Raw genomic sequence first — 20,357 nt, 5'->3', positions numbered from 1 at the left:
CAGAACATGGACGCCGAAGTGGCCCCTGTAGCCGACGTTTCCAGTGAGTTTCTCAGGTACCAGTACGAGGTCCTGGGCATTCACCAGTACATGACCTCGCCCGATGTGACGGAAATCTGCATCAACCGTCCGGGCGAGGTGTACCTGGAAACGCGTGACGGATGGCAGCGTGTGGAAGTTCCCACGCTGACCTTCGAGCGTGCGCGCCAGTTCTGTACCGCCGTGGTCAATGAAAGCAACACCGGCCAGCGCATCACCGACGTCGATCCGGTGGTGTCGCTGACCTTCCCGACTGGCCAGCGCGCCCAGTTCGTCATCCCGCCGGCGTGCGACGCCGGCAAGGTGTCGATCACCATCCGCCTGCCGTCCAAGCACACCAAGACCCTGGAGCAGTACCAGAGCGACGGGTTCTTCAACCAGATCCTGGAGCAGGGCCACGCGCTCAGCGAACAGGACCAGGAACTGCTTGCGCTGCGCCAGAACCGCGATTACGCCGAGTTCTTCCGCAAGGCCGTGCAGTACCGCAAGAACATCGTGGTATCCGGTGCCACCGGCAGCGGCAAGACCACCTTCATGAAGTCGCTGGTCAACCACATCCCGGCCAACGAACGCCTGGTCACCATCGAAGATGCGCGCGAGCTGTTCATCAGCCAGCCCAACGTGGTGCACCTGCTGTACTCCAAGGGCGGGCAGAGCGCCAGCAACGTCACCGCCAAGAGCTGCATGGAAGCGTGCCTGCGCATGAAGCCGGACCGCATCATCCTGGCCGAGCTTCGCGGCGATGAAGCGTTCTATTTCATCCGCAACTGCGCCTCCGGCCATCCCGGCTCGATCACCAGCTGCCACGCCGGCAGCCCGGAACAGACCTGGGACCAGCTGGGCCTGATGGTGAAGGCCTCGGCCGAAGGCTCCGGCCTGGAGTTCTCGGTGATCAAGCGCCTGCTGAAGATGACCATCGACGTGGTCGTGCACATCAAGGCGCATGCCGGCAGCCGCTACATCACCGGCATCGATTTCAGCCCCGAACGCGCGTTGGCCGCAGGGAGTGATGCCTGATGCTGCCCGGTCTTGAAGCCATGGTGTGTCCGGAAATGGCCGTGTCCATGGACGTGATGCAGCACGTGATCAACGTGGAATCGTCGCGCAACCCGTACGCCATCGGCGTGGTCGGCGGCGCGCTGGTCCGCCAGCCCAAGCAGCTGGACGAGGCGCTGGCCACCGTGCGCATGTTGGAAGAGAAGGGCTACAACTTCTCGGTGGGCCTGGCCCAGGTCAACCGCTACAACCTGGCCAAGTACGGACTGGACTCCTACGAGAAGGCGTTCCAGCAGTGCCCGAACCTGCAGGCCGCCTCGCGCATCCTGGCCGAGTGCTATGGCCGCTCGGGCAAGGACTGGGGCAAGTCCTTCAGCTGCTACTACTCGGGCAACTTCACCACCGGCTTCCGCCACGGCTACGTGCAGAAGGTGTTCGCGTCCATTTCGCGCCAGCGCGGCAACATGGTCGCCGCCAACGGTGCCGCGCCGATCGACGTGGTCAGCCGTGCCCAGCGCCGCGTGGTCGACGTGGCCCACCACCCGCAGTTCAGCGGCCAGCCGCAGGGCGTGGCCGAAGCGCGCGTGCAGGCCATGCAGGCACTCTCGCCCACGTATGCACAGGCCGTCGTGCCGGTGGACCCGGCGCGTGCTTACGAGGTCTACCCCTCCACCGGCGCGATGGTGCGCGGTGGCCTGGTCCGCACCGCCGACGCGGCGCTGTCACGCGTGGTGATGGGCGCCATGGACCAGGTGGTGCCGCAGCCGCAGGCGGCCCAGATGCCCGCACCGCAGCCCATCGCCCAGCAACCAGTCGCACCGCAGCCCATGCCGGCACAGAACGACGCCGGCCCGGTCGTGGTGCGCGCCTGGAGTGAACGCAATGCCCCGGTGGCATTACCCGCGCAGGCCGCACCTGCGCAGGCCATGCCGGTACAGAACATCCCCGTTGGGGATGAAGCCTTCGTGTTCTGAAGGACCGATCCAGTCGTGTTAGACCATCAACAAGGAAAACCCACCATGAAGCGTAACAACCTCGATATCGCCCAGGCCCAGCGCACGCTGAAGACCGTGCTGATGGCCGCTGCCTTCGCCGCTGCCGTGTTCGTGCCGGACGTGTTCGCCCAGTCCACCAACTTCGGCGGCACCGACACCAAGGTGTGCGGCTTCTTCTCCAACATCAACGGCCTGCTGAACATCGCCTCCATTGCCGTGGTGACCATCGCCGTCATCTTCGCCGGCTACCAGATCGCCTTCGCCCACAAGCGCATCGGTGACGTGGCTCCGATCCTGATCGGTGGCCTGCTGATCGGCGCCGCTGGCCAGATCGCCAAGATGCTGCTCGGTGACGGCGGTTCCAGCTCCTGCGCCGGCAGCGCCACCGGCGCCATCATGAACGCCGTCCAGTACTACAGTGCATAAGAACGTCCTGTTCCGCGGCTGCACGCGGCCAGCGATGTTTCTGGGCGTTCCGTACGTCCCGTTCTTCCTGGTCGCAGGCGGCTTGCTGTTGCTGAGCATGTACATCGACATGCGGCTGTTGATCACCATCCCGATTGCCATCTTCATCCTGCGTCACATGGCAAAGCGCGATGAAATGATCTTCCGCCTGATCGGGTTGCGCCTGCAGTTCAAGTTCCGCGCGCGCAACCTGCAGCAGCACGACGGAATGTGGGTTTTCACGCCCAACCATTACCGCGACAAGCCGCCGCCGTCGGACTGACCACGGCACGCTACAGGCCGGGCAGGCGATCACATCGCCTGCCCGGTGCAGGCCCCGCACCATCCCCGCAGCACCCTTTGGAAGCGCCCATGTTCAGTCCCGATACCTCGATCAGCGAATTCATTCCCCTGTCGTCCCATGTGGCGCCGACGGTCGTCAAGACCACGGGTGGAGACTTCCTGCTGACCTGGCACCTGGAAGGCCTGCCCTTCGTGGGGCGCGAGGATTGGGAGCTCGAACACCGCCACAACACCTTCAATCGACTGCTGCAGACCCTGCGCGCACCGGATTTCGTCAACGTCGCCTTCTGGGTGCACGACATCCGCCGTCGCCGCCAGCTCAAGGGCAGCAGCAAGTTCGGCCAGCGCTTCAACCAGGACGTGTCCGACCAGTACATGGGCATGCTGTCCTCGCAGCGCATCATGCAGAACGAGCTGTACCTGACCATGATCTATCGCCCGGTCGTGTCCGGTAAGCGCTTCATGGACAAATCCTCCAGCATCACCCAGCTGCAGGCCGAGCAGGACCAGGCCGTGGCCAAGCTGCTGGAAATGGCCGGCAACGTGGAAGCGGTGATCCGCGACTACTCGCCGTACCGGATGGGCATGTACGAAGCCAAGAACGGCATGGTGTTCTCCGAGACCCTGGAGTTCTTCGGCTACCTGCTCAACCGCGTTGACGAGCCGGTACCAGTTCTGTCCGCGCCGGTCAAGGACTACCTGCCGATCAGCCGCCACATGTTCTCGGCCAAGACCGGCGATTTCGTGATCAGCACGCCCAACGGCGTCAATCACTTCGGCGCCATCCTCAATATCAAGGAATATGCCGAGGGCACCTATCCGGGCGTGCTCAACGGCCTGAAGTACCTCGACTTCGAATACGTCATCACCCATTCGTTCAGCCCGATGGGCCGCCAGGACGCGCTCAAGGTGCTCGATCGCACCAAGGGCATGATGATCTCCTCCGGCGACAAGGCGGTCAGCCAGATCGTCGAGCTCGACCAGGCGATGGACCAGCTGTCCTCCGGCAACTTCGTGCTGGGCGAGTACCACTTCATCATGGCGGTCTATGCCGACAGCCAGGAAAAGCTCTCGCAGAACATCGCCACCACCCGCGCCGAGCTGTCCAACGCCGGGTTTGTGTCGACCAAAGAAGACCTGGCCGTCACTGCCTCGTTCTATTCGCAGTTCCCGGCCAACTGGCGCTACCGCACCCGCCTGGCCAACATCAGCTCGCTGAACTTCCTCGGCCTGTCGCCGCTGCACAACTTCGCCACCGGCAAGCAGCACAACAACCCGTGGGGCGACTGCGTGACCACGCTGCAGACCACCAACGGCCAGCCGTACTACTTCAACTTCCACGCCACCCACCCGTCCGAGAACTCGCTGGGCGAGAAGGCCATCGCCAACACCATGGTGATCGGCAAATCCGGTACCGGCAAGACCGCGCTGATCAACTTCCTGCTCAGCCAGGTCCAGAAGTACGACCCTTCGCCGACCATCTTCTTCTTCGACAAGGACCGCGGCGCGGAGATCTTCGTGCGCGCCTGTGGCGGCAACTACCTGGCGCTGGAAAATGGGCAGGCCACCGGCTTCAACCCGTTCCAGTGCGAGAACAATGAAGCCAACGTGCAGTTCCTGGCCGACCTGATCAAGGTGCTGGCCAACAAGCATGAGTACAGCGCCCGCGAGGAAGAGGACATCTTCCGCGGCGTCGAGAACATGCTCGACACCCCCATGCACCTGCGCAGCATGACCAACTTCCAGAAGAGCCTGCCCAACATGGGCGACGATGGCCTGTATGCGCGCCTGCGCAAGTGGACCTCGGGCAACTCGCTGGGCTGGGTATTCGACAACCCGGTCGACACCGTCGACCTGAGTCGCGCCAACATCATCGGCTTCGACTACACCGACATCATCGACAACCCCGAAGTGCGCGTGCCGGTCATCAACTACCTGCTGCACCGCCTGGAATCGCTGATCGACGGCCGCCCGCTGATCTACGTGATGGACGAATTCTGGAAGATCCTGGACGGCGAGGGCGGCCTGAAGGAGTTCGCCAAGAACAAGCAGAAGACCATCCGTAAGCAGAACGGCATGGGCATCTTCGCCACCCAGAGCCCGGAAGATGCGCTCAAGAGCGACATCGCCGCGGCGCTGATCGAGCAGACCGCCACGCTGATCCTGCTGCCCAACCCCAATGCCAGCCGCTCGGATTACATCGACGGCCTGAAGCTGACCGAGTCCGAGTTCAAGGTGGTCACCGCCCTGGACGAGCGCTCGCGCTGCTTCCTGGTCAAGCAGGGCCACGCCGCCAGCGTGTGCCAGCTCAACCTGCGTGGCATGGACGACATCCTGTCGGTGATTTCGGCCTCCACCGACAATATCGACGTGATGCACCGCGTCCTGCTCGACGCCGCACAGCGCGAGAAGGTATCGCAGGCCGACCTCACCCCGGACCAGTGGCTCAGTGAGTTCTACAGGAAGCGCAAGGGCTCTGGAAAGCCCGCCGGGACACGACAGGACGCCGTTGCCTGACGGTCCCCCGGCCGATCAGGGACAGGCTTTCGCCGCATTCGATGGAGATAATTATGGACATTGCCATGAACAAGAACACGACCCGCCGCCGTCACTTCAGCTTCCGCCTGGCCGCCTTGTCGCTGGTGACCGTGCTGATGTGCAACGCGCCCGCACCGGCGTACACGATGCCCGTGGTCGAAGTTGGCCCGAGCGTGTACCAGCAGATCATGAACCAGATCAACACCTACAAGGCCGAGATCACCGCGTACGCCTCCAAGGCACAGGACGCGGCCGAGTACGTCGAACAGCGCACCCGCTGGATCCGGACGCTGCAGCAGTATGCGCAGGCGCTGGTGGAAGTGCAGGCGGTGCTGAACGATTTCGGCATGCCGCAGGGCGTTGAGCTGACGCCGGTAGGCGAGAACTACCTGGTCAGGGAAAGCTGTGGCAGCAAGGCCGACTTCAGCCCGATGGGGCTGTTCAAGACCTTCGTGTTCAACCCGCAGGACGACTTCAAGGAACAGCAGACCCAGATCTGCGTGAACATCCGCATGATGCAGAACCGCAAATACAACGAAGCGGTGATGTTCATGACCTATTCGGTGCCGAAGATGGAGTCCTCGCTCAACCGCATCTTCAAACTGCGCATTCTGAACAACAACCAGGGCAACGTGCAGGGCACCGACAGTGAGTCGCTGCGCATGGCCAATGACCTGGCGGTCCAGTCGCAGATCTGGCAGTCGCGCATGAGGTCGTACGACGCTTACATCGAGGTGATGGAGGGCAACCAGAAGGTGGTCGCCCAGAACGCACTCAAGGGCGACACCACCAAGAATGTCATTGGCGATCTGGTCAAGACCGCCGCGCTGAAGGGCGCGCTCAGCGTCAAGTAAGTACTCACGCAGGCACAGCGGGTCTGCAAGGTACTGCCGGACCCAATGCAGTAGCAGCATCACCAAGGGATTGTGGAAATGTCGATCAGGTCGATTGCCAACGTTTTTGATTTCTCAGGCGGATTGCAGGATCTGCTGGGCTACGCGGTGCGTGTCCAGTCGATTGGCGACTTCGTGTTCTTCAAGCTGATCCTTGATTACCTGCGCGAGCGCATCAACGATTTCGGCATCGAGATGATGGGCCGCATGATGGCCTGGGTCGGTGGGATTGCCCTCATCCTGATGACGCTGTGGGTGCTCGTGCAGGGCTACCGCATCGTCACTGGCCAGAGCCGCGACTCGATGATGGTGCTGGTCACCAACATGGCCCGCGCGGCGCTGATCATCAGCGTGGCGACGTCCATGGCGATGTTCGGCAGCAGCGTCAGCGACTTTCTGACCAAGGACGTTGGTGGCCTCATCACCCGCGTTGTCACCGGCAAGAGCGGCACCGCTGAAGACCAGATCGACAAGAGCCTGGCCTGGATGCAGGTGGCGTTGTCCAGTATCGATGCGATCAAAGTGCTGGATGACGGCGGCCTGCGCGAGGAAAAAACACGTGCCATGTGGTTCATCGGCATTGGAACTGGCGGCCCGGCGGTGACCGCTGGCGCCATGCTGCTGCTCTATCAGGTTGCCATCGCCCTGTTTATTGGCTTCGGACCACTTTTCATATTGTGTCTGCTGTTCGACCAGACCAAGCAGTTCTTCCAGAAGTGGCTGTTCTACGGCATAGGCACCATGTTCTCGATGGCGGTGCTGTCGGCGATGGTGTCGATCGCGCTGGACATGGTCATACGTGTTTCGGCCGCTTTCTGGACCTCGTCGTTGATCAACAGCTTCTTCCTGAAAGACGCGATGAGCGACGGCATGACCAGTCAGGCGATGCAGCAGGGCGGCATGGGGTTGATCCTCACGACGCTGATCCTGACTGCGCCCCCAATGGCCGCGATGTTCTTCCAGGGGACCTTGGGCAGCTTCATGGCATATTCGCAGATAGGTGGCTCGGCAGCCGCTGGTCCGCAGGGCCAGCCGCCGGGTTCCTATACCCCGCAGCAGTCGACGAATACTTCTAACCAGAATGTCACGCAGGCTGCGCAGCCCCAGTATTCCGGGCGTTCCGTCAACGATGGGGATTCGGGGTCTGGGGGGACATCGTCGGGCCGACTCGGTAATGCCCCCACCACTTAAGCGCTAATGGCTAACCGGAGTTTGGAATGCAGACCATGCGACTGATCATTGCTTCCGCCGTTCTCATGTTTGCACCTTGGACGGCATTTGCGGAAGGTGCATGCCCGCCCGGACAGTATCCGATCGGTGGCCAAGGAGTGCAGGGATGCGCCCCGATCCCAGGTGCCAACTCGGGAGCGTCCGGCGATTCTGGCGCACCCGTAGCTACCGGGAAATGGGAGACCCGTTGGGGTGCCATTGCCGAGGACACTGCTATGGCGAACAAGGGGGGGAATCTCGCGACAGGGGCCTCCGTAGCCCAGAAGTCCAAGCGGGCGGCGAGTTCGCTGGCGCTCTCGAGATGCAAGGACGAAGGGGGTAAGAAGTGTGAAGTGCGTCTAACTTACTACAACCAGTGTGTAGCAATGGCTGACCCTGTGGGAGCGCGCGGCCCAGGTGCAATCACAGTGGCAAGTCGTGCAGAGACTGACACGCTGGCAAAGTCCAATGCTCTGGCTGAGTGCCAAGGCTCCGGCGGGCAGCAGTGCGCTATTGTGTACTCGGCGTGCAGTTTGTCTGAATTCAAATCATTTCGTTGATGCGAACCGGGATCACGGAATCCGTGTTAATGGCGGCGGCGGTGCGGGCGACGGTGGTCAGACAGCTGCTTCCGGCCAGATGGGCAACGCGCCTACGCGTTGACGAGAGAAGAGTGCGATGTCTACGAAGTTCAGCGAGGTTGCTGTGCGCTTAGTTCTGACACTCCTAATGGTCTCAGCTCCTTGTCTGGTGTTTGCGGAAGGCAGATGCCCACCAGGGCAGTATCCGATTGGTGGGCAAGGCGCTGGCGGTTGCGCCCCGATTCCAGGTTCGGGCGGAGGCGGTTCCGAAAGCAGTGCTCCAGTACCCACTGGAAAGTGGGAGACCCGATGGGGGGCGGTCGCTGAAGACTCAGCTCCTCGCGTTGCAGGCACTCCTCTTGCGACAGGCGTCTCGGAATCCCGGAAATCAAAGCGAGAAGCAAACTCGGTTGCGCTTGAAGAATGCAAGAAGGTGGGTGGAAAAAAATGTACTGTTTCCATCACATATCACAACCAATGTGTCGCGCTTGCGGATCCGACCCTCGAGCAGCTTAAGGCGCGCGGTGGTAAGTCGACTGGATATAGTGCAAAGACCGATGAAGATGCAAAGGCGCTGGCGCTGAAGAGATGTGAAAGTCTTGACGGTGGGCAGCAGTGCCGCATCATCTACTCAGCATGCAGCTTGTCTGAGTTCAAGTCATTCCGCTAAAAGGAGTGGTAGTGATAGATATTGCTGCACTCCGAAGTAGGGATGTGGGGACTCTGTTTGCGGCAGTCCTGCTGCTGACGGGGTTCGTGCCATCTGCGGGCGCCGAAGGAAGATGCCCGCCTGGCCAGTATCCGATTGGCGGGCAGGGCGCTGGCGGCTGTGCACCCATTCCCGCGGGGGGCGAATCCACTGGTGAGCCTCGTGCCACTGGATATTGGATCAAAACATGGGGGGGCATTTCGATGGCCCCCAATGGCGCTTCGGGAACGTCGGCTGGAAAGCTAAGCAAGTCTGAGGCGGGGAAAGAAGCGCTGAAAAAATGCAATTCCACTGGAGCGGCAGGGTGTTGGGTCTCCTTTACATACAAAAATCAGTCTGTTGCAGCTGCGATTGCGTCTGCTGGCTTTAACGGTACGCGCTTTGGAACCGGTGCAACTGAGCCCCTTGCCAATGGCGTAGCGCTCGATGACTGCAAGTCAAGGGGTGGACAAGGCTGTGAGGTCATTTACCCGGAATGCTCTGATCCCGTCTTCAAATCCTACTGATTCCCTATCTTCTCTTCGAGGCTACAGCTTCCGCTCAGAAGGGAGATGCTCTCACTCACTGCACTTCAATTTGGAATGCAGCTTGTCAGAGTTCAAGCCAGTCAGTTGATGATTCCTGATCGTGGAGTGCAATGGGGATCGGGGTTGCTTCGGCTAGTGTCGAGGCGCTGTTCGACGCGCGTTCTGGGTGCGCATTTTGGGGGGAAGGGCATGAAGCCGCAGTTTGAAGCATTCTGAGAAAGTGTTTCTCGCAGTTTAATTTATTCAGGTTCAAGGACGACATCATGCGAAATTTCCTGGTTTTTTCCCGGTGTTCGGCTGTTCGGCTTCCCGCATGCTTCCTGCTGCTGTTGCTGATTCCGTTTTGCTCTGCTCATGCCCAGACGGCAGCGGTGGTCGACGAGGGAGGCGGTGCTGCTACCCCGGTCGATGTACCCGCTGCTGCTGAATCGACCAGTGTGCAGGAGGTGGCAGCTGTCGCTCAGTCGGCCTTGGTCAACCTGCCTGCGACGGTGACTCCAGGCATCGAGCCGAGGCCGGTGGAGCCGGTGCCCTCGCGACCAACCACTGTGGTTGACGAAGTGGAGGCTGAAGCGCCGACTGTAAGTGACCCGAACGCCGCTGATGCTCCGGCCGCTGCGGAAACTGCTGCTGCGGTCGGTTCGCGAGGCGACTCATCACCTTTGGTCGAACCGGTGCCCGTCGCTCCGCGCCCGCTGCCTATCCCCACGCTCGCCAATGACAACAACCAGATCGAGCGTCAGCTCGGTGCGCGTTGTCCGAATGACCTGGCGGCACGTCTGGCCACCCAGGCGGACCTCCTGATCGGTGCCTGCCAAGGCACGCTGCCGCCGCACCTCTCAGCGTTGCTGGTGGCCATTCCGGAACAGCAACTGCTGCTGCCGCGCACTTGGCGCGAGCGCCAGGTCGCTCAGAAGGGATGGTTCAAGGCCGTCCCGGGCTACGGGCTGCGCCCGGACTTCCTGGCGGTGCAGGGCGATGTCTGGGTGCGTTCGTTCGAAGGCGCTGACCCGTCCACCACGGTGTACCTGGTGTCCGGCCCGTTCGCGTGTGCCGACAACCGCGGCCCCGACGCCGAGCCGGTCAAGACGGTGCGTCTGCCGGCCGGCAGCTGCCGCGAGGGGCTGGTGCAGCAGCGCGTCTACCGCGTGAGTGCTGGCGCGGCGCCGGTGGACATCACCCAGCAGGCGCTGCCGGCAGAGCCGCTGCTGTCCGATGCCGACCGGAAGCGTTACGGCGCCGACGGCGCACGCGTGCAGCTGGATGCGGGCAAACTGCAGTTTGGCCCGGCGGTGCGCTGGTATGTGGACGTTGGCACCACCGAGAAACCCGAGCCGCGTAGCTACGGCGAATGGGGCCGGTTGCACCTGGGCTTCGCGGTCTGGAATGGCGAGCGCTTCGAGCCACGCGATAACGTGCCGCGCGCGGTATGGCCGTGCGATCCGGTCGCACCGGGCGACGCCAGCTGCGGTGCGTACGCCGATGCCGGCCGCGACCCTTTCATCGTGGTCGGCGCCTCAGCTCAGGGCGTGACCGCGACACCTTGAGTCCATGGCTCTGACCCCGTAGCAAAGAAGCGCCCCTCGGGGCGCTTTCTTTTTTTGTGTGCGCAGCGGCGACTGCGTCAGCTCAGCCCTGGTCCACCAACGCGAACCGTGGCCGCAGCACACCGTCCACCTCGACCTGCGCGGTGAACATCTCATACGGCCGCACCCACAGTCCCAGGTCCTCGTCGAGCGGGCGATACAGCACCATTGGCAGCAAGGTCTCGCTGTGGCGCACCACGTCGATCACCTGATAGTTGCCGCCCTTGAAATGGCGGTAGTGGCCCGGGGCAAGGACGGGCAGGGGGACTAGGTCGGACATGGGAAGCGCCAGATAACGGAATGCCGCCATTATCGCAACCCGACGCCGGCCTAGTCGCTCTCGATATCGCTCGGCGGCCCGGCGCGACAGGCCAGTACCAACTGCGTGACGGCATCGGCGCTCATCGGCCGGGCCAGGTAATACCCCTGCGCCTCGTTGCAGTCCCACAGCCGCAGCAGCGACAGTTCGGACTCATGCTCCACACCCTCGGCCACGGTGCGGTAGCCCAGCTGTTGGGCGAGCCGGATGATGGCCTCCACCTTCAGCCGCGCGGTACGCGATCGCGCCAGGCCGGTGACCAGGCTCTGGTCCACCTTGATGTGGCTGATCGGCACTTCGCTCAGGTACCCGAAGTTGCTGTAACCACTGCCGAAGTCGTCGATGGCGATGCGCACGCCGGCGGCGGCCATCGCGCGCAGCTGGGGCAGCGCGGCGGGGTGGCTGTGCAGCCACTGGCCCTCGGTGATCTCTACTTCAATCTGTGAGGGCACCAGCCCGTTCGCCTGCAGGCGCTCGGCCATGCCGGTCCACAGGTTGGCGTTATCGAAATCGCGCGGGGACAGGTTGATCGACAAGGTGAACCCCGGCAGCAGCTGCTGCCAGCGCGCCGCCTGCGCGAACGCGTGCTCGATCACCCATTGGCTGAGCGCCGGCATCAGCGCCGTGCACTCCAGCACCGGAATGAACTCACCCGGGGTGATGGGTCCCAGCATCGGGTGGGTCCAGCGCAGCAACGCTTCGGCCGACACCGGCTGGCCATCGCGAAGGTCATAGCGCGGCTGGTAGACCAGGCTGAACTGGTCCTGGGCCAGCCCGCGCGCGGCATCGGAGGCGAGCCGGTAGCGGCGGCGCAGGTGCGCATCGCGGTCGGCCGAGTACCAGCACAGGCACGCGTCGGTCTGCAGTGCGTGGTTCAAGGCCACCATGCATTTGCGCACCAGGTCGCCGGCTTCATCCGGATCGGCACGAAAATCGCACAGCCCGGCGTGGAACTGCGGCGACATTGGAATGCTGCCGACCATCAACGGCCGCCGCATGCGCTCGCGCAGCCGCTGCATCAACGCCTCGACCTGCGCGTGGTCGTGGTTGCGCACCACAAAGGCGAACCGGGTGGAGGCCACGTGGTAGACCTGCACGTCGTCGGTCAGCACTTCCTGCACGCGCAGCGACGCCTGCCGGAGCAGGGATTCCACCGGTTTGAGGCCCAGCGCCTGGCCGGCGTCGTTGGCGCTCTGCAGGTCGAACACATCCAGCAGCACGCCGGTGAACTGGTTGCCGCCGTCCTGGCGGCCGAGCACGCTCAGGTCGGCCTGGAACTGCTGGCGGTTGGGCAGCCCGCTGATCGGCTCGCGCCGACCCAGCGACATCTTCAGTTCCATCTGGTTGACCACGATCCGCGCCAGGGTCTGCAGCTGGCGCTGCTCATCGGCGGTCAGCACGCGCGGGGTGCGGTCCATCAGGCACAGCGTGCCCAGCGCGATGCCGTTGCGGGTGACCAAAGGCGCGCCGGCGTAGAAACGCATCTGCTCGGGGCCGGCCACGATCGGGTTGTCGTGGAAGCGGGGGTCCTGGCGCAGGTCTTCGATCTGCAGGATGCCGCTGGACTGCAGCGCGCACGAGCAGATCGAGTGGTGGCGGTCGGTGCGTTCCAGTGCCAGCCCGACCCGCGAGATGAAGCGCTGCGAGTCGGCGTCGACGATGGAGATCAGCGCAATGGCGGTGCCGAAGGTAAACGCCGCCAGTTCGGTGACCGGGTCCAGCGAGCGCCCCAAGGCGGGATCCATTACGTTGAGCGCTTCGATCAGCGCAATGCGTTCCAGATCCTGGCTGCGGTCGAGCATTCCGTGCGTCCTGTCAAACGGAGTACGCAGGTACTATCCCGCCGCGTTTGCAGTGCCGGTGTGAAGTGCGCCGTTCAGGTATGAAGCATTCACCTCGACGCGCATCAGGTCGCCGGCGACGATTCCTTCAACAGCGTCATCAATTGCTTGAGCCGGTAGGGTTTCGGCAGGAATTCAACATTATCCGGAAGCGGCGGCAACTGGGAGCGCGCATAGCCGGACGACAGGATCATCCGGGCGTTCGGCAGGGCATTGGCGACATGCGCGCTCAGTTCCAGGCCGCTCATGCCTTCGGGCATGTTGATGTCGCTGAACACGACATCGAAACCGCCGTTCAGGTCGATCAATTGAACGGCCGACGGGCCGTCGGTCGCCGTATGCACATCGATGCCGAAATCACGCAGCGCCTGTCCGATCAGCTCGCGCAGGTCTTCCTGGTCTTCGACCATCAACACACGAAGGGGCTCAGACATGCGCGACTTCCTCTAGGGCAGGTAACAACAAGCGGACAGTGGTGCCGCGTCCGGGGGCGGTCTGTACATCGACGAAACCGTCGCACTGGGACACGAAGCCAAATACCTGGCTCAGGCCCAGACCGCTGCCCTTGCCGACTTCCTTGGTGGTGAAGAACGGTTCGCTGGCACGCTCGGCCACATCCGGCGGCATGCCATTGCCCTGGTCCGTCACCGCGATGGCCACATAGCGGCGCTGCGTGGGGTTGGCCAGGTCCGGGGCCAGGCGGTGTTCGGCCGTGGCACTGATGGTGATGGTCCCGCCCTGCGGCATGGCCTCGCAGCTGTTGAGCAGCAGGTTCAATACAGCGGTATGCAACTGTACGCCATCGGTGGTGATTCGAGGTAGGTCGAAAGGCACTTCCAGACGCAGCCGGATGTTGTCCGGGCAGGCCCGCTGCAGCACCGGAAGTTCCTGTTCGAACAGCCGCGCTACCTGCAAAGGCTCGCGTACCAGGGTCTGGTCGGCCGAGAACGCCAGCAGCTGGCGGGTCAGCAGCGAGCCTCGGTCGGCAGCGGCCTGGGCCATTTCGGTCAGTTCGCGGGTGCGCGCATCGGCGCCGGGGCGCAGCGAAATCAGGTCCAGCGCGTTGCCGATGGTGGTCAACAGATTGTTGAATTCGTGCGCCAGCCCACGGGTGAGCCGGCCCACGCCCTCGAACTGCTGCAACTGCTCGCGGGCACGCTGGGCGTCCTGCAGCAGGCGCTGGGCGTGGTAGCGCTCGGTGACGTCCTGGGTGACCTTGACGAAGCCGAGCAGGGTGCCGTCCTGGCGCACGGCTTCGATCACCTCGCTGGCGCGGAAGCATTCACCGCTGCGGCGCACCCGCCAGCCTTCGCCAGCGTAGCGGCCATGCTGCTCGGCTTGGCCGAGGGTGTGTTCGGCGGTGCCGGAGGCGCGCTCGTCAGGGGCGTAGAACAGCCGCACGTGCTGCCCCATGACTTCTTCGGCGGAATAGCCCTTGACCCGCTGGCAGCCCCGGTTCCAGCTGCGGATGCAGCCATGCGCGTCAAGCAGGTAAATCGCGTGATCGGATACGTGATCGATCAACAGCTGCAACTGCAGACGATCATCAGCAAGCGGCGCGATATCGGTGACTGCCTGGACCACGGCGGCGGTTTTACTCCCCTTTAAGGGGCTGAACCGTAGAAGTCGCGATGTGAAGATAGTGTCAACATCGGTTCTGAACACGTCGCCATTTGGCGTATAACGCCCGAATTCACAGTTCGGTTAACATCGAACCCCTTTTCACCCTGGAACCGTGTGCATGAATGCAGCGCCAACCGCTCGCGACCGCTGGATATGGCTGGCATCGGCCGGCCTGATGGCCTTCACCATCGGCTTGGAGCTGGTGGTGCCGCTGGGCTATGCGGTGTGGCTGACATACTTCATCGCGGTGGGCGTCACCCTGTTCCAGCGCCGGCTGGAGGTGCCGCTGCTGGTCGCGGCCGGCTCGTGCATCCTGCTGGTCGTCGGGTATCACCTGGCCCCGGCGAGCACCAATTCAGCATTCTCCTTCGTCAACCGCACCATTGGTGGGATCTGCTTCCTGTTGATGGCGTTGACGGTGATCAAGGCCATCCAGGCCCGGCGTACGGCCGCCGATGCGCTGTGGCTGCAGGAAGGCGAGAACGCGGTGACGGTGAGCCTGCGCGGGGATCCGGAACCGCGCACGCTGGCCGACGAAGCCATGCGCACGCTGTGCGCGCAGCTGAACGCGGATGTGGGTGCGGTCTATCGCCTGCAGGGCGAACGCCTGGTGCTGGTTGGCGGCGCGGCGCTGCCGCCGCACCTGCCCGAGTCCCTCATGGCGTCTGCCGGGCAGTGGGGCGAAGTCCTGCGACAGGGCCAGCCGCGTCGGCTGGAAGAAAGCGAAAGCCTGCTTGAGATTGAAACCGCGCTGGGCCGCACCCCCGTGCACCAGCGCCTGCTGGGACCGATCACCGCTGATGGCGCGGTGATCGGGTTGATCGAGCTGGGGCGCGCGGGCGTGTCCCCGGCGCGTTCACTGGAACTGGAACTTCTGTTGCAGTGCGCCGAGCCGATCGGCATGGCGCTGCGCACCGCACTGCTGCGCGCGCAGCTGGTGGAGCTGCTGGAAGAAACCCAGCGCCAGAGCGAAGAGCTGCAGACCCAGCAGGAAGAGCTGCGGGTGGCCAACGAAGAGCTGGAAGAACAGAGCCGCAGCCTGCTGCACTCGCAGGCCAACCTGGAACAGCAGCAGGCCGAGCTGGAACAGACCAACGTGCAGCTGGAAGAGCGCACCCATGAACTGGAATCGCGCCAGCAGGCGCTGCTGATCGCGCAGGGTCAGCTGGTGCAGAACAGCCGCGAACTGGAGGCCAGTTCGCGCTACAAGTCCGAGTTCCTGGCCAACATGTCGCACGAGCTGCGCACCCCGCTCAACAGTGCGCTGATCCTGGCCAAACTGCTGGCCGACAACAAGGACGGCACGCTGACCGCCGAACAGGTCAAGTACGCGCAGGCCATCCACTCGTCCAACAACGACCTGCTGGCGCTGATCAATGACATCCTGGACCTGTCGCGCATCGAAGCCGGGCATGTCGAACTGGCCGAAGAAAACCTGGCGGTGTCCAGCGTGCTGCAGCGCCTGAAGGAGACCTTCGAGCCGCTGGCCGCGCAGAAGGGCCTGGCGCTGGACATCCGCGCCGACACCGATGCGCCCAGCCAGCTGGTGGCCGATGGCCAGCGCCTGCAGCAGATCCTGAAGAACCTGCTGGCCAACGCGGTCAAGTTCACCGAACACGGCAGTGTCTCGCTGGTGGTGCGCGGCAACGGGGCAGGGCGCATCCAGTTCGCGGTGACCGATACCGGTATCGGCATTCCACAGGCGCAGACCGACGTGATCTTCGAAGCGTTCCGCCAGGCCGATGGCAGCACCCGGCGCCGTTACGGCGGCACGGGCCTGGGCCTGTCGATTTCGCGCGACCTGGCCGCGCGCATGGGCGGCAGCATTTCCGTGTCCAGCGAGCCCGGTCGCGGCAGCTGCTTCACCCTGGACCTGCCGCTGGCGGCGGGTACTGCGACGGCAGCGCCGATGGCGGCGCCTGACGTGCGCCCGGCGCCGGCCGCCAAGCCGGCCGCACCGGCGCCGCTGTTCGGCAGCGCGCATGACGCGTCCGCCGCTGCCCCTTCGCCGCGCGTGGTGGATGACCGTGGCCGCCGCAGCCGCGCCGGGCGGATGATCCTGGTGGTCGAGGACGACGTGACCTTCGCCGAGGCGCTGGTGGGCATGGCCCATGAGCTGGACTTCGACTGCGTGGTCGCGCAGACCGCCGAAGAAGCCCTCGCGCTGGCCGCCGAGCTGCGCCCCAACGGCGTGCTGCTCGATATCGGCCTGCCCGATGTGTCCGGCCTGAGCGTGCTGGAGCGGCTCAAGCGCGACCCGGCCACCCGGCATATCCCGGTGCACGTGGTCTCCGGGCTGGAACGCTCGCAGGTGGCGATGGAGCTGGGCGCGATCGGGTATGTGATCAAGCCGGCCACGCGCGAACGCCTGGTCGAAGCGATCCAGCAGCTGGAAGCCACCAGCGAGCGCGACGTGCGCCGCCTGCTGATCGTCGAGGATGACAGCGCGCTGCGCTCCAACCTGCAGCTGCTGCTGGGCCGCGACCAGCTGGAAATCACCGCGGTGGGCAGCCTCGCTGAAGCAAAGGCCGAACTGGGCACCTCCACCTTCGACTGCATGGTCACCGACCTGGCGCTGCCCGACGGCACCGGCTACGACCTGCTCGAATACATGGCCGGCAACGAGGCGGTCGCCTTCCCGCCGGTCATCGTCTACACCGGGCGTGCTCTGACCCGCGACGAAGAGCAGCGCCTGCGCCGCTATTCCAAGAGCATCATCATCAAGGGCGCGCGCTCGCCCGAGCGCCTGCTCGATGAAGTGACCCTGTTCCTGCACAGCGTGGAAGCCTCGCTGCCCAGCGACCAGCAGCGCCTGCTGCGCGAAGCGCGCCGCCGCGATGCGGTGCTGGACGGGCGTACCGTGCTGCTGGCCGAGGACGACGTGCGCAACATCTTCGCCCTGTCCAGCGTGCTGGAACCGCTGGGGGTGAAGCTGGAAATCGCCCGCAACGGTCGGGAAGCCCTGGACAAACTGGGCCCTGACATCGACCTGGTGCTGATGGACATCATGATGCCGGAGATGGACGGGCTGACCGCAATGCGCGAAATCCGCCGCGACAACCGCTGGCGCGACCTGCCGATCATCGCGCTGACCGCCAAGGCCATGCCCGATGACCGCGAGCATTGCCTGCAGGCCGGTGCCAACGATTACATCGCCAAGCCCATCGATGTGGACAAGCTGGTCTCGCTGTGCCGCGTGTGGTGTTCGCGCCGATGAACGACGCCGAGCTGTTCGACCTGGAGTTGCGGCTGCTGTTGGAGGCCGTATACCAGCGCTACCACTACGACTTCCGCGACTACGCGCTGGCGTCGCTGCGCCGGCGCATGCGCCACGCCATGGCCCGCTTCGAGTGCGACAACATGGGCACGCTGCAGCACCGGCTGCTGCATGAGCCGGAGACCTTTGCGCTGGCCATGCAGTACTTCACCGTGCAGGTCTCGGAAATGTTCCGTGACCCAGCCTACTTCCGCATGCTGCGCGAGCACGCCATCCCGGTGCTGCGCACCTATCCGTCGATCAAGCTGTGGATCGCCGGCTGCAGCACCGGCGAGGAAGTGTGGTCGCTGGCGATCCTGCTGCAGGAAGAAGGCCTGCTGGACCGCGCCATCATCTACGCCACCGACATCAACCCCGATGCGCTGGAAGCCGCCGAAACCGGCGCGTTCGCGCTGGACCGGATGGCCCAGTTCAGCCGCAACTACCTGGAGGCGGGCGGCACCGGTTCGTTGTCGGATTACTACAGCAGCGGCTACGGCAGCGTAGTGTTCGACCGCCGGCTCAAGCGCAACATCGTGTTCGCCGACCACAGCCTGGCCACCGACACCGTGTTTTCCGAAGTGCACCTGGTGTCGTGCCGCAACGTGCTGATCTACTTCCAGCGCGCCCTGCAGGACCGCGCCATTGGCCTGTTCCATGAGGCGCTGGTGCACCGTGGCTTCCTCGGCCTGGGCAGCAAGGAATCGCTGCAGTTCGGCGAGCATGCCGATGAATTCGAAGCCTGCGCGCGCGAACAGCGCCTGTACCGGAAGCTGGCCTGATGGACGCCACGGTCGAGCAGCCCGAGTTCGAGGTCATCGTGGTCGGCGCCTCAGCCGGCGGCGTGAGCGCGCTGCAGCAGCTGCTGGCCGCGCTGCCGGCGGACCTGCCGATGCCGGTGCTGGTGGTGCTGCACCTGCCGCGTGACCGCCCCAGCCGGATCGCCGACCTGCTCGGCCTGCGTTGCCCGCTGGCGGTACGCGAAGCCGAGGACAAGCAGCCGCTGGCGCCAGGTACGGTGACCTTCGCGCCGCCGGACTACCATCTGCTGGTCGAAAGCCGCAGCACCCTGGCGTTGTCGGTGGACGCGCCGGTGCTGTTCTCGCGGCCGGCGATCGACCCGCTGTTCGAAAGCGCCGCCGAGGTGTTCGGCAGTGGCGTGCTCGCGATCCTGCTGACCGGGGCCAGCAACGACGGCAGCGCCGGCGTTGCAGCGGTCCGCAGCGCCGGTGGGCAGGCCTGGATCCAAAGCCCCGATGATGCCTATTCCCCGATCATGCCGGCGGCTGCGCTGGCACATGCCGGCGCCGATGCGGTGCTGACGCTCACCTCCCTATGCTCGCGCATGAAAGGCCTTGCCCGATGAACCTTATCGAGTCCACCACGACGCCGGCCACCGAGCGCGTGAACCTGCTCATCGTCGATGACGTCCCGCAGAACCTGGTTGCCATGGAGGCGCTGTTGCGCCGCGACGGCCTCGACATCCTGTGCGCGGCCTCGGGTGCCGAAGCGCTGGAACTGCTGCTGGAACACGAAGTGGCGCTGGCGCTGCTGGACGTGCACATGCCGGAGATCGACGGTTTTTCGCTGGCCGAGCTGATGCGCGGTTCGCAGCGCAGCCGCGATGTGCCGATCATCTTCCTGACCGCCTCGCCGAACGACCCGGTGCGCGCCTTCAAGGGCTACGAAAGCGGCGCGGTGGATTTCCTGCACAAGCCGATCGAGCCGCAGGTGATCATGAGCAAGGTCAATGTGTTCATCGAGCTCTACCAGCAGAAGCAGCTGCTCAAGGCGCGCAACCAGGCCCTGGAGCACGCGCTCAAGCTCAACGAAACCATGATGGCGGTACTCACCCACGACCTGCGTACGCCGTTGTCGGCGATCCTGCTGTGCGCCGACAAACTGTCGCTGGACCTGCCCGACGACCCGTCTGCGCAGCAGACCCTGGTGCACCTGGAAAACAGCGCGGTGCGCATGGCGCGGATGGTCGAGCAGCTGCTGGATTTCTCGCGGATCCGCAGCGGTGGCCTGCGCCTGCAGACCGAGGAATGCGACCTGGCCGAGGTGGCCGCCGTGGTGGTCAACGAGGTCGGCCGCGCCCACCCGAAGGCGAAGATCGAGCTGCAGGTGGAAGGGGATACCCGCCTGCAGGGCGATCCGGACCGCTTGGCGCAGCTGCTCTCCAACCTGATCGGCAACGCGGTGCTGCATGGCGGCGATGCGCCGGTGCAGGTGCTGGTGCGGGGCCTTCCCGGCGATTCGCTGCGGCTGCAGGTGCGCAATGCCGGCCAGATTCCCGAAGCGCTGCTGCCGCGCCTGTTCGAGCCGTTCAAGGCAAGTTTCCACGACAGCCGCGGGCTCGGGCTGGGGCTGTTCATTGCCCACGAGTTCGCCCGGGCGCATGGGGGGTTGCTGTCGGCGCGGAACCTGGAAGGGGCGGTGCTGTTCGAGACCGGGTTGCTGCGTCGCGCGGATTGAGCGTGGCCCGGCTGCCATGA

Annotated in this window: 19 protein-coding genes; 15 read left to right on the top strand and 4 right to left on the bottom strand. The window is 64.3% G+C overall.

Annotated features, from left to right (window positions below; all coding sequences use genetic code 11):
• Positions 1–6 precede the first annotated feature (6 nt).
• The 11 genes from virB11 to AC06E7_RS17135 all read left to right on the top strand — a co-directional run bounded on the left by virB11 (position 7) and on the right by AC06E7_RS17135 (position 10,781).
• The gene (virB11, locus tag AC06E7_RS17185) at positions 7–1,056 is read left to right on the top strand and encodes a P-type DNA transfer ATPase VirB11 (protein ID WP_068852730.1); all 1,050 of its coding nucleotides are present in this window, start codon (positions 7–9) and stop codon (positions 1,054–1,056) included.
• On the top strand, positions 1,056–2,009 hold the full coding sequence (locus AC06E7_RS17180) for a lytic transglycosylase domain-containing protein (protein WP_478065427.1): 954 nt from the start codon (positions 1,056–1,058) through the stop codon (positions 2,007–2,009). The genes virB11 and AC06E7_RS17180 overlap by 1 nt, the downstream gene beginning before the upstream one ends.
• A gap of 45 nt (positions 2,010–2,054) precedes the next feature.
• Entirely contained in the window at positions 2,055–2,456 is a 402-nt protein-coding gene (locus AC06E7_RS17175) for a TrbC/VirB2 family protein (RefSeq protein WP_068852724.1), read from the top strand.
• Positions 2,449–2,757, top strand: a complete 309-nt coding sequence (locus tag AC06E7_RS17170; protein WP_083214171.1) for a VirB3 family type IV secretion system protein — start codon at positions 2,449–2,451, stop codon at positions 2,755–2,757. The genes AC06E7_RS17175 and AC06E7_RS17170 overlap by 8 nt, the downstream gene beginning before the upstream one ends.
• A gap of 89 nt (positions 2,758–2,846) precedes the next feature.
• The gene (locus AC06E7_RS17165; RefSeq protein ID WP_095362700.1) at positions 2,847–5,294 is read left to right on the top strand and encodes a VirB4 family type IV secretion/conjugal transfer ATPase; all 2,448 of its coding nucleotides are present in this window, start codon (positions 2,847–2,849) and stop codon (positions 5,292–5,294) included.
• Positions 5,295–5,359: 65 nt separating this feature from the next.
• Positions 5,360–6,169, top strand: coding sequence for a hypothetical protein (locus AC06E7_RS17160; RefSeq protein WP_210130544.1), 810 nt, complete (start codon positions 5,360–5,362; stop codon positions 6,167–6,169).
• A 78-nt stretch (positions 6,170–6,247) separates the two neighbouring features.
• Positions 6,248–7,399: a TrbL/VirB6 family protein gene (locus tag AC06E7_RS17155; protein WP_478065426.1), complete on the top strand. Its 1,152-nt coding sequence runs from the start codon at positions 6,248–6,250 to the stop codon at positions 7,397–7,399.
• 26 nt (positions 7,400–7,425) lie between these two features.
• Entirely contained in the window at positions 7,426–7,977 is a 552-nt protein-coding gene (locus AC06E7_RS17150; RefSeq protein ID WP_478065425.1) for a DUF4189 domain-containing protein, read from the top strand.
• 118 nt (positions 7,978–8,095) lie between these two features.
• Positions 8,096–8,668: a DUF4189 domain-containing protein gene (locus tag AC06E7_RS17145; RefSeq protein ID WP_478065424.1), complete on the top strand. Its 573-nt coding sequence runs from the start codon at positions 8,096–8,098 to the stop codon at positions 8,666–8,668.
• A 5-nt stretch (positions 8,669–8,673) separates the two neighbouring features.
• Entirely contained in the window at positions 8,674–9,213 is a 540-nt protein-coding gene (locus AC06E7_RS17140; protein WP_478065423.1) for a DUF4189 domain-containing protein, read from the top strand.
• Between the two features lie 284 nt (positions 9,214–9,497).
• The gene (locus tag AC06E7_RS17135; protein WP_478065422.1) at positions 9,498–10,781 is read left to right on the top strand and encodes a hypothetical protein; all 1,284 of its coding nucleotides are present in this window, start codon (positions 9,498–9,500) and stop codon (positions 10,779–10,781) included.
• Positions 10,782–10,863: 82 nt separating this feature from the next.
• On the opposite strand, the gene AC06E7_RS17130 is transcribed toward AC06E7_RS17135, so the two are convergent.
• The 4 genes from AC06E7_RS17130 to AC06E7_RS17115 all read right to left on the bottom strand — a co-directional run bounded on the left by AC06E7_RS17130 (position 10,864) and on the right by AC06E7_RS17115 (position 14,564).
• Positions 10,864–11,100, bottom strand: a complete 237-nt coding sequence (locus AC06E7_RS17130) for a DUF1653 domain-containing protein (protein WP_478065421.1) — start codon at positions 11,098–11,100, stop codon at positions 10,864–10,866.
• 50 nt (positions 11,101–11,150) lie between these two features.
• Positions 11,151–12,941 carry a putative bifunctional diguanylate cyclase/phosphodiesterase gene (locus AC06E7_RS17125; RefSeq protein ID WP_307106792.1) on the bottom strand — a complete coding sequence of 597 codons (1,791 nt, stop codon included), beginning with the start codon at positions 12,939–12,941 and terminating at the stop codon, positions 11,151–11,153.
• Positions 12,942–13,045: 104 nt separating this feature from the next.
• Positions 13,046–13,414 (bottom strand): response regulator, encoded by a 369-nt coding sequence (locus AC06E7_RS17120; RefSeq protein WP_095362691.1) that lies wholly within the window; start codon positions 13,412–13,414, stop codon positions 13,046–13,048.
• Positions 13,407–14,564 carry a two-component system sensor histidine kinase NtrB gene (locus AC06E7_RS17115; protein WP_478065420.1) on the bottom strand — a complete coding sequence of 386 codons (1,158 nt, stop codon included), beginning with the start codon at positions 14,562–14,564 and terminating at the stop codon, positions 13,407–13,409. The genes AC06E7_RS17120 and AC06E7_RS17115 overlap by 8 nt, the downstream gene beginning before the upstream one ends.
• Before the next feature lie 157 nt (positions 14,565–14,721).
• Between AC06E7_RS17115 and AC06E7_RS17110 the strand changes: the two genes are divergently transcribed.
• Genes AC06E7_RS17110 through AC06E7_RS17095 form a run of 4 tightly spaced genes read left to right on the top strand, consistent with a single transcriptional unit; the run spans position 14,722 to position 20,337 of the window.
• Positions 14,722–17,820: a response regulator gene (locus AC06E7_RS17110; RefSeq protein WP_478065419.1), complete on the top strand. Its 3,099-nt coding sequence runs from the start codon at positions 14,722–14,724 to the stop codon at positions 17,818–17,820.
• On the top strand, positions 17,793–18,641 hold the full coding sequence (locus AC06E7_RS17105) for a CheR family methyltransferase (RefSeq protein WP_210130536.1): 849 nt from the start codon (positions 17,793–17,795) through the stop codon (positions 18,639–18,641). The genes AC06E7_RS17110 and AC06E7_RS17105 overlap by 28 nt, the downstream gene beginning before the upstream one ends.
• Positions 18,641–19,225 (top strand): chemotaxis protein CheB, encoded by a 585-nt coding sequence (locus tag AC06E7_RS17100; RefSeq protein ID WP_354277916.1) that lies wholly within the window; start codon positions 18,641–18,643, stop codon positions 19,223–19,225. Before AC06E7_RS17105 ends, AC06E7_RS17100 begins: the two co-directional genes overlap by 1 nt.
• Positions 19,222–20,337 carry a hybrid sensor histidine kinase/response regulator gene (locus AC06E7_RS17095; protein WP_068852699.1) on the top strand — a complete coding sequence of 372 codons (1,116 nt, stop codon included), beginning with the start codon at positions 19,222–19,224 and terminating at the stop codon, positions 20,335–20,337. The genes AC06E7_RS17100 and AC06E7_RS17095 overlap by 4 nt, the downstream gene beginning before the upstream one ends.
• Positions 20,338–20,357 lie beyond the last annotated feature (20 nt).

The sequence above is a fragment of the Stenotrophomonas sp. Steno-Z4 genome (genome assembly GCF_056393145.1).
This window is presented reverse-complemented; position numbering and strand designations above follow the sequence as displayed.